At 49.2% G+C, this 14,948-nt stretch carries 15 protein-coding genes and 1 pseudogene; 8 read left to right on the forward strand and 8 right to left on the reverse strand.

What is annotated here, in order from left to right; translation table 11 throughout:
* Positions 1–41: 41 nt before the first annotated feature.
* The gene (locus OGV94_RS09140) at positions 42–1,067 is read right to left on the reverse strand and encodes a sensor domain-containing diguanylate cyclase (protein ID WP_080625060.1); all 1,026 of its coding nucleotides are present in this window, start codon (positions 1,065–1,067) and stop codon (positions 42–44) included.
* 186 nt (positions 1,068–1,253) lie between these two features.
* On the opposite strand from OGV94_RS09140, the gene OGV94_RS09145 reads away from it, so the two are divergent.
* Complete coding sequence (locus OGV94_RS09145; RefSeq protein WP_047411803.1) at positions 1,254–1,502, forward strand: putative hemolysin; 249 nt, start codon at positions 1,254–1,256, stop codon at positions 1,500–1,502.
* Between the two features lie 7 nt (positions 1,503–1,509).
* Here OGV94_RS09145 and OGV94_RS09150 read toward each other — a convergent pair whose 3' ends face one another.
* A complete protein-coding gene (locus tag OGV94_RS09150; protein ID WP_080625061.1) occupies positions 1,510–1,857 on the reverse strand; it encodes a DUF488 domain-containing protein in 348 nt (115 codons plus the stop codon).
* Positions 1,858–2,055: 198 nt separating this feature from the next.
* On the opposite strand from OGV94_RS09150, the gene OGV94_RS09155 reads away from it, so the two are divergent.
* A complete protein-coding gene (locus OGV94_RS09155; protein WP_043016659.1) occupies positions 2,056–2,763 on the forward strand; it encodes a CTP synthase C-terminal region-related (seleno)protein in 708 nt (235 codons plus the stop codon).
* A 37-nt stretch (positions 2,764–2,800) separates the two neighbouring features.
* On the opposite strand, the gene OGV94_RS09160 is transcribed toward OGV94_RS09155, so the two are convergent.
* The gene (locus OGV94_RS09160; protein ID WP_080625062.1) at positions 2,801–3,988 is read right to left on the reverse strand and encodes a CynX/NimT family MFS transporter; all 1,188 of its coding nucleotides are present in this window, start codon (positions 3,986–3,988) and stop codon (positions 2,801–2,803) included.
* A gap of 99 nt (positions 3,989–4,087) precedes the next feature.
* Here OGV94_RS09160 and OGV94_RS09165 point away from each other — a divergent pair.
* Positions 4,088–4,886 (forward strand): annotated as a pseudogene (locus OGV94_RS09165) (AraC family transcriptional regulator).
* On the opposite strand, the gene OGV94_RS09170 reads toward OGV94_RS09165, so the two are convergent.
* From OGV94_RS09170 to dgcJ, 3 genes are all read right to left on the reverse strand, one after another.
* Positions 4,863–5,309 (reverse strand): DUF441 domain-containing protein, encoded by a 447-nt coding sequence (locus OGV94_RS09170; protein ID WP_043016656.1) that lies wholly within the window; start codon positions 5,307–5,309, stop codon positions 4,863–4,865. The pseudogene OGV94_RS09165 and the gene OGV94_RS09170 sit on opposite strands and share 24 nt — an antisense overlap.
* Positions 5,310–5,447: 138 nt before the next feature.
* Positions 5,448–5,951 (reverse strand): YbaK/prolyl-tRNA synthetase associated domain-containing protein, encoded by a 504-nt coding sequence (locus tag OGV94_RS09175; RefSeq protein WP_080625063.1) that lies wholly within the window; start codon positions 5,949–5,951, stop codon positions 5,448–5,450.
* A 44-nt stretch (positions 5,952–5,995) separates the two neighbouring features.
* On the reverse strand, positions 5,996–7,486 hold the full coding sequence (gene dgcJ / locus OGV94_RS09180) for a diguanylate cyclase DgcJ (RefSeq protein WP_080625064.1): 1,491 nt from the start codon (positions 7,484–7,486) through the stop codon (positions 5,996–5,998).
* Positions 7,487–7,651: 165 nt separating this feature from the next.
* Between dgcJ and OGV94_RS09185 the strand changes: the two genes are divergently transcribed.
* Genes OGV94_RS09185 through OGV94_RS09195 form a run of 3 tightly spaced genes read left to right on the forward strand, consistent with a single transcriptional unit; the run spans position 7,652 to position 9,520 of the window.
* Entirely contained in the window at positions 7,652–8,422 is a 771-nt protein-coding gene (locus OGV94_RS09185; protein WP_286523172.1) for a class I SAM-dependent methyltransferase, read from the forward strand.
* A gap of 13 nt (positions 8,423–8,435) precedes the next feature.
* Complete coding sequence (locus OGV94_RS09190) at positions 8,436–8,846, forward strand: hemerythrin domain-containing protein (protein WP_043016652.1); 411 nt, start codon at positions 8,436–8,438, stop codon at positions 8,844–8,846.
* Between the two features lie 35 nt (positions 8,847–8,881).
* Positions 8,882–9,520 carry a CatB-related O-acetyltransferase gene (locus OGV94_RS09195; RefSeq protein WP_286523174.1) on the forward strand — a complete coding sequence of 213 codons (639 nt, stop codon included), beginning with the start codon at positions 8,882–8,884 and terminating at the stop codon, positions 9,518–9,520.
* A 75-nt stretch (positions 9,521–9,595) separates the two neighbouring features.
* Here the strand turns inward: OGV94_RS09195 and OGV94_RS09200 are convergent, their stop codons facing one another.
* A complete protein-coding gene (locus OGV94_RS09200; RefSeq protein ID WP_080625066.1) occupies positions 9,596–10,879 on the reverse strand; it encodes a YeaH/YhbH family protein in 1,284 nt (427 codons plus the stop codon).
* Between the two features lie 124 nt (positions 10,880–11,003).
* Positions 11,004–12,938, reverse strand: coding sequence for a protein kinase YeaG (gene yeaG / locus OGV94_RS09205; protein WP_043016649.1), 1,935 nt, complete (start codon positions 12,936–12,938; stop codon positions 11,004–11,006).
* Between the two features lie 433 nt (positions 12,939–13,371).
* On the opposite strand from yeaG, the gene OGV94_RS09210 reads away from it, so the two are divergent.
* Positions 13,372–14,118 (forward strand): MipA/OmpV family protein, encoded by a 747-nt coding sequence (locus OGV94_RS09210; RefSeq protein WP_043016648.1) that lies wholly within the window; start codon positions 13,372–13,374, stop codon positions 14,116–14,118.
* 578 nt (positions 14,119–14,696) lie between these two features.
* Positions 14,697–14,939 (forward strand): hypothetical protein, encoded by a 243-nt coding sequence (locus tag OGV94_RS09215; protein WP_043016647.1) that lies wholly within the window; start codon positions 14,697–14,699, stop codon positions 14,937–14,939.
* Positions 14,940–14,948: the final 9 nt, after the last annotated feature.

A 14,948-nucleotide genomic window follows, 5' to 3' on the forward strand; every position in this document is an offset into this window, starting at 1 on the left:
ATCTGCCAGAGTGATTTAAAGACGAGCCAGCATAGCAGGGCTTAATGTACGACAAAAGGGGTTTTATCCTGACGTTTCTTATCTTTGTACATAGCGCTGTCTGCAAGGTGAAGCGCACAGTTTACATCAGTCTCCAGCGGATCAATTTCCACGATGCCCAGACTGGCGCCAGGATAAAACAGATGAATGTCACCCAGGAGGTAGTCGCCACAAATTTGCTGATGCAGTTGATTCTTTACCTGCAGCAGGCGATCGCGTTGCTCTTTGTCATCTTCCGGTGACAGGCTAACGACTAAAAATTCATCACCGCCCAGTCGACCAAGAATATCATTGTCACCGCATTCACCAAGCAGGCGCTGACCAATCTGGATCAGGAACTGATCGCCAACCTCATGACCAAAGCGGTCATTGATCAATTTGAAATCATCCAAATCAATATAGGCGACGACTACCTTCTGCCTGAGGTGGCGGGCAAGCGAAAAAAGGGTCTCGACATTTTCAAAGATTGCGCGCCGATTTGGTAATCCGGTCAGGGCATCGGTATAGGAGTGGGCAATCAGCGCGGCATTCGCTTCGCGTAACTGAGCCACCAGCGACTCTTTTTGAATCGACTGGGCGATCAGGCCCGCAAACAGATGTAACACCTGCTCGCCACGTTGGCTCAAGGCATGCTGGCGACGGCTGGTGGCGCAGAGCGTTCCGTAAAACGTTCCGTCGGGAAGATGAACCGGAGTGCTCAGGAAGGTGGTTATCTCCAGCGTGCGGGCGGCGGTGCATTCCGGCCAGCGGGCGGGTACGTTATCGCTGTACAGACAGTTTTCGTCTATGGCGCGTTTGCACAGCGTCTCATCCCACGGTACGGACAGCCCCTCAGGGATCTGCATCTGCTTGCTATTGCGCGCGTACAAAATATGCTGCAGGCGGGCATCTAAATCGACCTTGGTTAAATAGGTGGATTCCATCTCTGTCACCACTTCCAGCATCTCCAGAAGTTGGCGAACCAGACTCTCAACTGACTGCTCCGTAGCTAAGGATTGTGAGACTCTGGCAAGGATCATGTCCGACATGAGGTGTAAATGCTCCTGAGTAATGACTGGGCTGACGTTGCCCGCATGATAGAACATCAAGGTGAAAGATGAAACACGCCATCCAGCACAGAATGTAAACATAAAATGGATAGCTGGCAGGAAAATATGGAGATAGATGTAAAGTCGGGGTAACCTGCCAGGATAAGTTTTTTAACAGGAGTAAATATGAAACTGGCGTCTATTGTTTTGCCCGGCTTGTTGGTGCTGGCGGGATGTACCGCTCAGCCTGAAGCCCCCAAACCACCTAAGATTGGCATGGCGAATCCGGCATCGGTGTATTGCGAACAAAAGGGCGGCTCGCTGATTGCGGTGCAGACCCCACAAGGCGTAAGGTCAGACTGCAAACTACCCGGCGGTGAAGTTATTGATGAATGGGCGCTCTGGCGTAGAGATCATCCGGAAACGGGTAAGTGATACGCGGTCAGCATTGACGTAGCCACTCAGCGAGCACCAGTGCGTGGTTTTGCTGAGTATTTTTCGCCGCATACAGTAGCGTTAAGGTTTGCTGTCGGGCAATCTCTGCGAGACGCTTTCCTTCCTGCTGCTGTTGGGCCAGTTCAGTGCGGTATTGCTCGGAAAAGTGCGAAAAATCAATCAATTCTGCGTGGAACGCCTTACGTAAATCAGATGACGGCGTAAGCGCTTTATTCCATTCATCAAAAACAAGGTCGGTTTTTTTTATCCCACGAGGCCACAACCGGTCGACCAGTACGCGATAGCCATCATCTTTTTCCGCGGAGTCATACACGCGTTTACATTGAATTTTCATCTTTTCATCCGCTCCTTTAAGCCACTGCTTTGATATATTTCATCACCTTTATTACGGTTAAATAAGATCGTAAAACGTGACCATTATAGCATTCTGCCCGCTCTGACACCCAATTTAAGGGATTGTGATATCAACAAAAAATAGGTAGGCTGAGGCTCCTTATAGTGTCCCTCATTGTCTGGACATAAGGAAAGCTTAATGGAAATTTCCCCAATTAAAGATACGCTTCGCATTGCGCTGGTGGGCGATTACAGTCCCGATATTGTAGCGCACCAGGCTATCCCTCTTGCCATCGATGATGCCGCCGCCGTCCTGGAATTGGTGGCTGATTATGACTGGCTAACCACATCTGATATCAGCAGCAGTGAAGATTTGATCGGCTATGATGCCATCTGGGTCGTTCCTGGCAGTCCATATCGCCATGTTGAAGGGGCGTTGATAGCGATACGCCACGCGCGTGAAAACAGCATCCCATTCCTGGGGACCTGTGGCGGTTTTCAACATGCGATTCTGGAGTATGCCCGCAACGTGCTGGGCTGGAGCGACGCCGCACACGCGGAGACGGACAGCACGGGTCGGATGGTGATCGCGCCGTTAACCTGCTCGCTGGTAGAAAAAACGGATGATATTGAGCTGCGAGCCAATACGCTGATTGCCAAAGCCTACGGACGGGATGTTATCACCGAGGGGTATCACTGTAACTACGGCGTATCGGAGGATTTTGCCGCCGAGCTTGAAAGCGGCGATCTTAGGGTAACCGGTTGGGATGAAGCTGGTGATATCCGCGCCATTGAGCTGGTGACGCATCCATTTTATGTCGGTACGCTCTTTCAGCATGAACGCGGAGCTCTCGCGGGAAAACCCGTGCCGTTAGTTCAGGCGATGCTGCGCGCTGCGCGTGGATGAAAAAACAGGCAGGTTGTTCACGAACCTGCCCGCTGTATTATGCGTTTGCGATTTCCCGATTGCGTCCCGCGCACAGACCAAACACTGCCATCAGCATCGCTAACACGGCGACACCCGCTAATGGAATCAGCCAGCTACCGTTGAGGTCGTGAATTTTACCCATCAGCGGTGGCCCGCAGGCGGCCAGTAAATACCCAACAGATTGTGCCATGCCGGACAGGGCAGCAGCCTGATGTGCTGAGCTTGCGCGCAGGCCAATAAAGGTCAAGCCGAGGATCATCGTCGCGCCTGAGCCAAAGCCAAACAGGATAGTCCATAGCAATGCCTGGTCAGGCATTACCGCGAATCCTGCCGCGCCGACGGCGCACATTAACGAAACCAGAGCTGCGATGGCGCGCTGATCCTTAAATCTGTTCAGTACTAGAGGGATCAATAACCCTGGCGCGGCGGTCGCCAACTGCAGTAAACCATGTAACGAACCAGCCTGCGCCTCGCTGTAACCGTGGCTGATCAAAATGGCAGGCAGCCAGCCGATGATCACGTAGTAGATAAGTGAATTGATCCCGAGAAACAGCGTCACCTGCCAGGCGAGGCTTGATCGCCAGATGGCGCGGGAATGCAATGCGCGCGAGTTGCTCAGACTGGCATTGGCCTTCTGGCGGCATTGAGGTAACCAGATAATCAGCGCCAGCAGCGGAAAAACCATCAGTACCATCAGCGCACCGCGCCAGCCAAACCCGTTCAACGCCAGCGGAACCACAATAGCTGAACCCAGTGCCGCCGCCGCGCCCATGGTCAATGAGTATGCGCCAGTGAGTTTTGCCACATGCTGAGCAAAATCACGCTTAATCAGCCCAGGTAAAAGCACATTTCCCAGTGCGATTCCGCAACCAATGATGGCGGTGCCACTAAACAGGAACCCAGGTGAGGGTAGCGAACGTATCGCAATACCTGCGCAAATCAGTAGCATAGCGGCAAACAGGCTGCGCTCGATGCCCCAACGGCGCGCAACGGCGGCGGCCAGAGGCGATACCAGAGCAAACGCCAGCAGCGGCAGGGTGGTCAGAAGTCCCGTCTGGGCGGTGCTCAGACCATAATCGGCGCGAATTGCATCCAGCAATGGGGCGGCACCGGTAAAGGTGACGCGCAATGTGGTGGCAATCATCAGGATCCCCGCGATCAGCAACGCTGCGTTCTTGCCACGGGAGGAAGGTGTATTTGTCATTTTTTTCTCATATCGTCAGGCGAGGCGATACCTTATCGTTTTTACTCAATGGATGAATCAAGCTAAAATGACAGTTTATCGCTTAAATCGGACATTTTTATGTTAGGACTGAGGCTGGATGGATACGAACCCGATCTTCACCACGATGCGGCGGTGGCGTTTTGTATTCAGGCCCGGGAAGATGAACTTTTCAGTCCGCTGCATCAGCACCGTAAAGGCCAGTTGATTCTGGCGTTGCATGGCGCGATCACCTGTGAGGTTGAGAATGCTATGTGGATGGTGCCCCCGCAATATGCGGTGTGGATCCCCGGTGAAATTCCACACAGCAACCACGTTACCGTTGGCGCGCAATTGTGCTTTTTGTTTATTGAGCCGCAGGCCGTCGTGATGCCCGAACGCTGCTGCACGCTGAAAATCGCCCCGTTATGTCGGGAGCTTATTCTGGCGCTGGCGTCCAAAACGGATACTCAACGACTGGAGCCGGCAACCCAGCGACTGACGCAGGTATTATTTGATGAACTTCCGCAGCAGCCGCAGGAGCAAATGCAGTTACCGGTTTCCGAACACCCGAAAATCCGCAAAATGGTCGCGACGATGGCGCGGGAACCGGCGCAGTGGCAGACCTTGGGGCAGTGGGCCAGCGTATTTGCGATGAGTGAGCGGAACCTTGCCCGTCTGGTCGTTAAGGAAACGGGGTTGAGTTTTCGCCGTTGGCGTCACCAGCTTCAACTGATTCTGGCGCTGCAGGCGCTGATAGATGGTCATAACGTGCAACAGGTTGCGCAAATGCTCGGTTACGATTCAACCACGGCATTTATCACCATGTTCAAAAAAGGCCTGGGGCAGACGCCAGGCCGTTATCTGGCTGGGCTGGCTACTGCTTCCCAACAATCAATGACACCAGACCTGCTGCAATGAGCGGCCCCACCGGCACACCGCGAAATAGCGCCACGCCCAGTACCGTGCCCACCAGTAAACCGGCAACGAGCTGAGGCTGGCTGCCCATGAGCGTGATACCGCGCCCGCCAAGCCAGGAGACAAATACCCCGACGGCAATAGCGACCAGTGATTTCCAGTTAACAAAGGAGTGGATGAGCGTGGAGGGCGGTAGCGTTCCGCTGGCGATCGGCGCCATAACGCCAATGGTCAGAATGATAATCCCGACGGTCAGGCCCTGTTTTTCTATCCATGGGAAGAAAGTATTCAGAGGGGTAACACGGACAATGATCAGCACCAGAATTGAAACAGCAACAGTGGTGTTGTGGCTGACAAAGCCCAGAGCTGCCAGTCCGAGCAGGATCAGCAGAGTGACATCAAACATCGTAGTTTCCTTGCCAAAAGAAAAAATAAGCCTGCTTACTGTACGCGTAAATGCGTGACGGAACAGGCTTTTTTTAATGATTATTATTTTTTTTGGGCTAACGCACGACGCGACGTATTTTACTGCTAACTCGGGCTGTTATTGCTCGCGGCGGAACGGGATTAATTCCGGTTGCGCGATGCGCAGATAATCTGCGGTATCCATAATCACGGATTTTTCGAGCACCCCGGCATTGAACGCAATTTCATTAAAACGCGCAAATAATAGCGGATCGGCAACCAGCTTGAGATTTGGATGGAAGCTAAACGGTGGGATAGCGCCAAATACGCAGCCTGTCAGCTCATCGACTTCCGCAGGGCTGGCAAGTGATGCTCTTAACCCGCCGATATGACTGGCGAGCAGGCTCAGGTCAGCCTGCTGGTCGGCAGGCAGAATCGCCAGTACATGCTGATTTACACCGTTGCCTTTCACCTTACAGACCAGCGCTTTTGCTCCCTGACCCAGCGCGGTACCACGAATTTCAGAAACCGCTTCACATTTACCTACGGCTTCATGGCTTATCACGCGATACGTTGCGCCTTGTTCTGCCAACAGCGAAATTAAACGCTGATGTGTGGCGTTACCTTTGTTCACTTCCGTCATGACTTACTCCTGGTACAACAATGAAAATCCTGTCAGAAAAAAGATCACGCACCGGTGCGTTTTTTCTGTTTGTTCAGGTAGAGCTGTGCATCGGATGCTTTATAGGCATCATCGATGGTGTCGTTTGGCTGCATATTATAAATCCCTGCGGAAAAGCTGATTGATATATCTTGCGCAATAATTTGTAAGTTATAGCGGATCCTCTCCAGCAGGCGAGGCGTTAATTCGCCGGGGTGATCGATGAGGATAATACAAAACTCATCCCCACCGAGGCGGATGGCATAGTCGCTTTTGCGAATCGAGGTTTGAATAGCTTTGGCCAGAATGGTGATAATGCGATCGCCTTCCTTATGACCCAGCGTATCATTAATGACTTTTAGTTTATCGCAATCAATGGCGATAAAGGTCACGAGGGTGCCTGAGTTTACTAACTGCTGTAAACGCTGTTCGAGCGTCGGCGTGAGAATTTTACGGTTATAGAGCCCGGTCATCGCGTCACTGATGTTTTCCCGCGTGACGTTGTGGTACAGCCGAAAGTGTGTTCTGACCATATTCAGCAGCAGGATCGTCGCTAGCAGATAGAAGGCGAATATTTTCCAGGAGGAGACAATAAAGTACATAAAATCAAGCGATAAAGTGATGCGTATCCCGCCGGGTATCTCCTTCTGGTAGTGAACGTAGCGAAACAGGTTGGTCTCGCTTTGGTGAACGAGTATCTCTTTACCAGAGTTGATGTCCGAGAGCGTTACGTTAAGATAGCGCCAGACGAGAGGGCGGTCGCTGGTATAAAAAATATTCTTTAAATTCTCTTTGTTGATATCCACCATCACCACGCCTTTTAACTTACTGGCATAGTAGACCGGTGTTAAAAAGCTCATCACCTTTTTCTCGGTCAGATTATCTTCATAAATGCTGGAGATCACCGTGCGCCCCGTGAAGATACCGTCAATATCATTCTGGTCGATTCCCAGGGTACCTTTTTGCAAAAACGACCAGTTGTGTATCGCAAATTTTCGCGAGTCGATCAGATCATAGAAATAGACATAATTATTCTTGAGATCGACGTAATATCGAAATTTATACTCCAGCGTACCTAATCCCTGGCCGTAATCTTTTTGCTCACGATTAACGTTTACCGCCTGGTCAAAAGAAGGCAGTAGAAATATATCTTCAAGTTTCTCGCTACATTTTGTGGAGGTAGTTTGCAACGTACCGTGTAATGGCTGGTAGCTATGCTTCGTGAGGTTGAGCCCATGAGTGCCGTTAACGCTGTCGAAAGCGTTGCAAAGTGCTTTTTGTTGCTCGACAGAAGCAGGTTCCTGGGGGGATGAAAAAGTGCGCATCAGATGGGCTGCAATGCTTTGATTAGTATACTTATCATAGAGAAACGACGAGTCTGCTTTCTCATTGATATAGCGCATATACGCATTCATTGATTTATCGCTGGCAATGAGCTCATAAACCAAAAAAGAAGACGTCAAAACAATTACGCTGACGGAGATAAAGAGCCTGAGCGCTTTATGATGCAATTTCATAATGATTTACAGCCCTGTAATTCTGATACTTCAGTCTATCACACGGCATACATCCGCTCTAACGCTACTGGAAAGGACATTTTGTAATAAAAATCATTCGCGTGCTTCACCTTTAACTCTTAATGTTGTATTTATAATGCAACTTATAGAAAAGGAGACAGACAGATGAGCGCGACTGAAAAAGCGGGGCATACTTTCTTAGCCAGCCTGGGCAAAACACGTCTGCGTCCGGGAGGCGTTGAAGCAACAGAGTGGTTGTTCAGCCAGTCACAGTTAACGTCCAACAGGCAGGTACTTGAAGTGGCATGCAACATGGCCACGACGGCGATAGAGTTAGTTCAACGCTATGGTTGTACGGTATACGCCATTGATATGGATAAAACCGCACTGGAAAACGCCAGAAACAACGTGGCGGCAAAAGGTCTGGAAAATCACATTCACGTCATGGCTGCTAACGCCAACATCCTTCCTTTTGCGGATAACAGTTTCGACGTTGTGATTAACGAAGCCATGCTGACAATGTATGCCGATAAAGCGAAGGCGAAGTTAGTTGCCGAGTATTTTCGCGTATTGAAGCCCGGCGGTCGTCTGCTCACTCACGACATTATGTTTACCGCACAAAAACTGGGCGCGGGCGAGCAGGGCCAGCTTGTAGAGGTGGTGAAGTCGAATGTCAGCCCGATGACCAGACAAGCCTGGCGCGAGTTATTTCTCAACTGTGGGTTTGAACAGGTCCTGCAGCAGAATGGCGATATGTCGCTGATGTCGCCGCGAGGATTAATTCGTGATGAAGGGCTGACAGGAGCGATTAAAATTGTGTTTAACGGATTACGCACGAGTGACAATCGTCGCCGGTTCCTGAAAATGTTTCGCTTCTTCCGTTCGCAACGTCACCAGCTCAACTACATTGCCTGCTGCTCCGTAAAGGGAAAATGAAAAGGATAACCGGATGAATATTGATAAAATGAAAAATCAGCATGTTGAAATCCTGGAAAAAATATCATTTCTGCGTAAGTTGAGCCATGCAGGGGTATCATCCAATGCTCAGGAAATTGCTACTGCGATCGTTAGCATGAGTGCAATTATTAAAACGCATTTGTCTGCTGAAGATCAGTTCCTTTATCCGCATATTGAACATGATGGAAGCAGCACGCTCAGACAGGTTAGCTCAAAATTTCAACGCGAAATGACGGATATCGTCAGTGAATATGAAGTTTTTTCCCGGCGCTGGAATATTGCCAGTAAATTAGTAGGTAATGATGCGGCATTCAGATGTGATGCCAACAATGTTCTACGCAAAGTGTATGAGCGTATGCAAAAAGAAAATAAAGACTTCTATCCGCTGGTGGAAAGGATGTAGGGTGTTTTAAAACTCAATGATAAAAGGATGGTGAAGTGTCAGAAAAACACTGGTCGAGAATGGAGTATCTTCATCAGACGGTGACCAACCCTAATATTATTATTAAGGGTACACATAGTTATTACAGTGATTGCTGGGATCAAGGATTCGAACGTTCGGTTGTGAGGTATTTACTCGGCGATGAGATCAGCAAAGACTGGGAACCGCTTGGACATTTGGATAAGTTGATTATCGGGAATTTCGTCTGCATAGGCGCGGAAAGCGTTATTCTGATGGGTGGAAATAGTACGCATCGGCTTGACTGGATCAGCCTTTATCCTTTTATGGCGTCAATCAAAGATGCTTACGAGTTTCGGGGCGACACGGTGTTGCATGATGGTTGTTGGTTAGGTATGCGGGCCATGATCATGCCAGGCGTTACTATTGGGGAAGGCGCTGTTGTTGCAGCAGGTGCGGTGGTGACTAAAGATGTGGCACCGTATGCTGTAGTCGGAGGTAATCCGGCTAAAATAATAAAATATCGCCTGCCGATGGGTGAAATTGAACGATTACTGGCCCTTAATTTGTACCAGCTACCAGAGGAGTCACTCGTGAAAATGCAACCTCTGTTGTCTTCTGGCGATATTTCCGCGCTCGAAGTGGAAGTGGCTTGCCTGAGACAAAATGCGCTATGACATAAAGTCTGGTCAAGATACGTGGTCATAAAAATCAGCCAGAGGAGGTAATCTCTGGCTGATTTGTTTATGTGGTCAGCTATTACTGGTCGTACTTTGCTTATGAAACAGTTCGCGGAATACCGGATAAATATCATCCTGGTCGCGGATATGCTGCATCGCAAAATTTTCAAACGTTGACTGTAGATGTTCGTATTCACGCCACAAGGTCTGGTGCGCGCGGCGGGTGATTTCGATATAGCTATAATATCGCACCACCGGTAGCAGTTTTTTCGCCAGAATCTCGTGACACAACGGTGAATCATCCGCCCAGTTATCACCGTCCGAGGCCTGTGCGGCATAAATATTCCACTGGGCCGGGTCGTAACGGTCTTTTACCACTTCATCCATTAACTTCAACGCGCTGGAGACAATGGTGCCACCGGTTTCCTGAGAGTAGAAGAACTCGTGCTCATCCACCTCTTTCGCCTGGGTATGGTGGCGAATATAAACCACTTCCACGTTTTTGTAGGTCCTGCTCAGGAACAAATACAGCAGGATGTAAAAACGCTTGGCCATGTCTTTGGTCGACTGATCCATTGAGCCAGAAACGTCCATCAGACAAAACATCACTGCCTGGCTGGAAGGATCGGGCCGTTTTTCATAATTCTTGTAGCGTAAATCAAAGGTGTCGATAAACGGCACGCGTTCGATTTTTGCCCGTAATTCGGCAATTTCTTTGCGTAACCGTTCTTCTTCCAGCAACTGCGCTGGTTCACTTTTCGCGATGGTTTCCAAATCTGCTTCGAGCGCATGCAGTTCGCGACGCTTACCCGCCGTCATCGCCGTGCGGCGCGCCAGTGAGTTTTGCAGGGAGCGCACCACGCTGATGTTGGCAGGCACACCGTTTGAGGTAAACCCTGCCCGGTGCGTTTTGTACTCCGTTAACTGACGCTGTTGATTCTGCTTCAGGTTAGGAAGTGCTAAATCTTCGAACAACAGATCGAGATACTCATCTTTAGAGATCTGGAAGACGAATTCATCCTGACCTTCGCCATCCTGGCTGGCCTGGCCTTGCCCGCTTCCTGAACCGCCGCCGCCACCCTGTGGGCGCTCAATACGGTCATTCTGCACAAAATGGTCGTTACCCGGATGCACACGATGGCGCAGGCCGCCACGCCCCTGGTGGAACATCGGTTCGCTAATATCATCGCTCGGAATAGAGACAGATTCGCCGCTATCCACATCAGTCACCGAACGCTTGTTAATGGCCTCGGAGATCGACTGTTTAATTTGCGATTTATAACGGCGTAAGAAGCGCTGACGGTTTACCGTGCTCTTGTTTTTGCCGTTAAGACGTCGGTCTATGAACCAGGTCATATGCCCCCCGTACTGCCAACTGTTCGCCATGTCTGTAAGTGCCGGATGGCGCTGGCGCTATCCGGCCTACGGAACATTGTTTTGCAAGCCCGGTAAGCGCATGCGCCACCGGGCATTTATGCTATTAGGACGATTTACGTACGCGCAAATACCATTCGCACAGTAAACGCACCTGTTTACGCGTGTAGCCTTTTTCCATCATACGATCGACAAAATCGTCGTGCTTTTTCTGCTCGTCAGTCGAGGTTTTGGCGTTGAACGAAATGACCGGCAGCAGCTCTTCGGTATTGGAGAACATTTTCTTCTCAATAACCGTGCGCAATTTTTCGTAACTGGTCCAGTTTGGGTTACGACCGCTGTTATTCGCTCTGGCACGCAGAACAAAGTTAACGATCTCGTTACGGAAATCTTTCGGGTTACTGATACCCGCCGGCTTCTCAATTTTCTCCAGTTCTGAGTTCAGCGACTCACGGTCAAACAGCTGACCGGTATCCGGGTCGCGATACTCCTGATCCTGAATCCAGAAATCCGCATAAGTGACATAGCGGTCGAAAATATTTTGTCCATATTCGGAATAGGATTCGAGATAGGCTGTCTGGATCTCTTTGCCAATGAATTCAGCATATTTCGGGATCAGATAACCTTTCAGGAACTCAAGATATCGTTCAGCCAGCTCCTGTGGGAACTGTTCGCGCTCGATTTGCTGTTCCAGGACGTAGAACAGATGCACCGGGTTCGCCGCAACTTCTGCATGATCAAAGTTAAAGACGCGAGAAAGGATCTTAAACGCAAAACGCGTGGAGAGACCGTTCATTCCCTCATCTACCCCAGCGTAATCCCGATACTCCTGGTAGGACTTCGCTTTTGGATCGGTATCTTTCAGGCTTTCACCATCGTAAACGCGCATCTTCGAGTAAATGCTCGAGTTCTCAGGTTCTTTCAGACGAGAAAGAATGGTGAAGCGAGAGAGCGTTTCCAGCGTACCCGGCGCGCAAGGCGCATGGGTCAGCTCACTATGATTGAGCAGTTTTTCGTAAATCTTGATCTCTTCGGAGATCCGCAGGCAATAAGGCACTTTGACGATGTAAACACGGTCAAGGAACGCCTCATTGTTTTTGTTATTACGGAACGTCACCCATTCGGATTCGTTCGAGTGGGCAAGAATAATCCCGTTAAACGGCAGGGCGGAGATACCTTCTGTCCCGTTGTAGTTTCCTTCCTGGGTTGCGGTCAGCAGAGGATGCAGCACTTTAATCGGTGCTTTAAACATCTCAACGAACTCCATAATCCCCTGGTTTGAGCGGCACAGTGCACCCGAATAACCATAGGCATCAGGATCGTTCTGGGCGTGGTGTTCGAGTTTACGAATATCCACTTTCCCCACCAGCGCAGAGATATCCTGGTTGTTTTCATCACCAGGCTCCGTTTTGGCGATTGCGATCTGCTCCAGAATAGACGGCCAGACTTTGACGACGCGGAATTTTGTAATGTCCCCGCCAAAATCATGCAGACGTTTCGCAGCCCACGGCGACATGATCGTACCGAGATAGCGACGCGGGATCCCATACTCTTTTTCCAGAATCTGCGCGTCTTCCTGTGGATTAAACAGGCATAACGGATGATCGTTTACCGGACTACGTTCGCCATTGGCGCTCAGGACATAAATCGGTACTCGCTGCATCAGCGACTTCAGCCGCTCAGCAAGAGATGATTTCCCCCCTCCCACAGGCCCCAGCAGATACAGGATCTGCTTCTTCTCTTCCAGACCTTGTGCCGCATGCTTCAAATAAGAAACAATCTGCTCAATGGCGTCTTCCATGCCGTAAAACTCTTCAAAGGCGGGATATCGTGCAATCACCCGATTCGAAAAGAGTCGAGAAAGTCGAGGTTCGTGGGCAGTGTCGACCATGACAGGCTCACCAATAGCCATTAATAGCCGCTCTGCCGCGTTGGCATAAGCACTGCGATCTTGCCGACAAGTGGTAAGAAACTCCTGCAGCGTGAACTCTTCGTCCTTGGCAGCTTCATAACGCTGGCGATAGTGATCGAATATATTCATGGTATGCCGTCCTTTCGTTTTTTAGCACATGTTAAGAGCCGTTCATATGAATAGTAGAGGCCCCTGAAGAGGTAAACTGAACGACGTCGCCGCTGAAGAAATAAGCAACTCTCATGCCATTGTGGTGGTCAGGAGATCAACGCATTCGGTGATACACCTTCTAAAATTAAGCGTAGATGGCATTTGCAAAACTTGCCTGTGTGCGCAAATGAATTTCAATGGCATATCAATAACTCATCAGCAAAAAAAGCACATCTTATGTAAAGAAATGAGGCAGGATTCATACAGTGTTAACCCTTCTGCAAGCAAATTGTCATCACTCGCTGAGAAATTAGGGGGTTACATTCCGGGGCGAATACGTAAAATAGTTGGGCTGAAGCGTATTGGCGGTTACACTTTGACCGCTACACATTTGAATAAGGAATTATGGACTGTGACCAAACTCAAACTTCTGGCATTGGGCATCCTTGCAGCAACCGCAGTTAGCACCGCACAGGCGGAAAGTCAGTGGACTGTTGGTGCAGGTGCCGGCGTGATTAACAGCCCGTACAAACAGTATGATCGTGATGTTTATCCCGTTCCGGTTGTCACCTATGAAGGCGATAACGTCTGGTTCCACGGTCTGGGTGGCGGCTACTATCTGTGGAATGATACGGCAGATAAGCTCTCCATCATGGCGTACTATGATCCGACGCACTTCAAGCCGGGTGATAGCGATAGCCATGCTTTGCGCCAACTCGACAAGCGTAAAAGCAGCTTGATGGCTGGCCTCTCGTATGTACATAACACCCAGTATGGTTTCCTGCGTACTGCACTGGCGGGTGATACTCTGGATAACAGCAATGGTTTTATCTGGGATCTGGCCTGGCTCTACCGTTACACCAACGGTGCGCTGACTCTGACGCCGGGTATCGGTGTGCAGTACAGCAGCGAAAACTACAACGACTATTATTATGGCGTGTCTAATAACGAGTCTCGCCGCAGTGGTCTGAAAAGCTACAACGCTGACGATGGTTGGGATCCGTTCCTGGAGTTAACCGCGAGCTATAACTTCCTTGGCAACTGGAACGTATACGGCACTGGCCGTTATGTGCGTTTGAGTGATGAAGTGAAGGACAGCCCAATGGTTGACAAGTCCTGGTCTGGCATCTTCTCAGTGGGTGTGACCTACAAATTCTGATACCACTGCGTGTCAAACACTAGCCCGCAGAGATGCGGGCTTTTTTGTGCGTAACAGAGATGAATGTTGATCTAAAACATGAGATTTGATTTTTTGTGCCATTATGACATTACACCTGGTCGCAACGAATATTTAACGTAGTTTCTCTGTCGCAATTACCAAAATTAAACCTCTTGCATGATTAACCTTAAATATCTTCGTTTGGTAAGGGAGGCGTATCTGCACAATTTTACGAATCATTGTCCTGTGTAAGTGATTTTGGTTTGTGCAATATCTTGATAGGATTCTCTTTTATAATCGTAGCATGCATTTATTATTTCTTATCGTGCGCTATAAAACAGTTGATAACTATTTTATTCTTTTTGATTAACATTGAAAGTTAACTTTCATTTGAAAAAAAGAAAACCATTCAATTCATTTTTACTTTACATCTTTTAGGTATTTATCTGAAAAAATTAAAATTGACATTAAATTATCTATTGCAGATATTAATCCAACTTAAAGTTAAGACAGTAACTCTGCGTGGCTGAGGTATTACATGCCATGTGGCTTTCTTGAGAATCAACCGGGTATAAATAATGAAAAAGTTAATCTTGATAGCGATGATGAGCTGCGTTCTGGCGGGATGTTCCACTGAGGCTTCACGCATGAATGCTTGCGAAAGCAAGGGCGTGAGCCGCGATGCCTGCTATATCGCAGAGCAAAACCGTCAGGCGACAATCAATGCCGCAGCTGAAAAACAGGCTATGGAAAACGCGCAAAACGTATATAGCTCAAATGATACTAATACCAGTCATCACCACAAACACGACAAATATTAAGATTTAACT

The sequence above is a fragment of the Citrobacter sp. Ce006 genome (assembly GCF_030336535.1).
GTDB classification, from domain to species: Bacteria; Pseudomonadota; Gammaproteobacteria; order Enterobacterales; family Enterobacteriaceae; genus Citrobacter; species Citrobacter europaeus.

Coding starts and splice junctions, on each gene's coding strand:
- OGV94_RS09140 (WP_080625060.1), bottom strand. CDS start 1,067: ATGTCGGACATGATCCTTGCCAGAGTCTCACAATCCTTAGCTACGGAG.
- OGV94_RS09145 (WP_047411803.1), top strand. CDS start 1,254: ATGAAACTGGCGTCTATTGTTTTGCCCGGCTTGTTGGTGCTGGCGGGA.
- OGV94_RS09150 (WP_080625061.1), bottom strand. CDS start 1,857: ATGAAAATTCAATGTAAACGCGTGTATGACTCCGCGGAAAAAGATGAT.
- OGV94_RS09155 (WP_043016659.1), top strand. CDS start 2,056: ATGGAAATTTCCCCAATTAAAGATACGCTTCGCATTGCGCTGGTGGGC.
- OGV94_RS09160 (WP_080625062.1), bottom strand. CDS start 3,988: ATGACAAATACACCTTCCTCCCGTGGCAAGAACGCAGCGTTGCTGATC.
- OGV94_RS09170 (WP_043016656.1), bottom strand. CDS start 5,309: ATGTTTGATGTCACTCTGCTGATCCTGCTCGGACTGGCAGCTCTGGGC.
- OGV94_RS09175 (WP_080625063.1), bottom strand. CDS start 5,951: ATGACGGAAGTGAACAAAGGTAACGCCACACATCAGCGTTTAATTTCG.
- dgcJ (WP_080625064.1), bottom strand. CDS start 7,486: ATGAAATTGCATCATAAAGCGCTCAGGCTCTTTATCTCCGTCAGCGTA.
- OGV94_RS09185 (WP_286523172.1), top strand. CDS start 7,652: ATGAGCGCGACTGAAAAAGCGGGGCATACTTTCTTAGCCAGCCTGGGC.
- OGV94_RS09190 (WP_043016652.1), top strand. CDS start 8,436: ATGAATATTGATAAAATGAAAAATCAGCATGTTGAAATCCTGGAAAAA.
- OGV94_RS09200 (WP_080625066.1), bottom strand. CDS start 10,879: ATGACCTGGTTCATAGACCGACGTCTTAACGGCAAAAACAAGAGCACG.
- yeaG (WP_043016649.1), bottom strand. CDS start 12,938: ATGAATATATTCGATCACTATCGCCAGCGTTATGAAGCTGCCAAGGAC.
- OGV94_RS09215 (WP_043016647.1), top strand. CDS start 14,697: ATGAAAAAGTTAATCTTGATAGCGATGATGAGCTGCGTTCTGGCGGGA.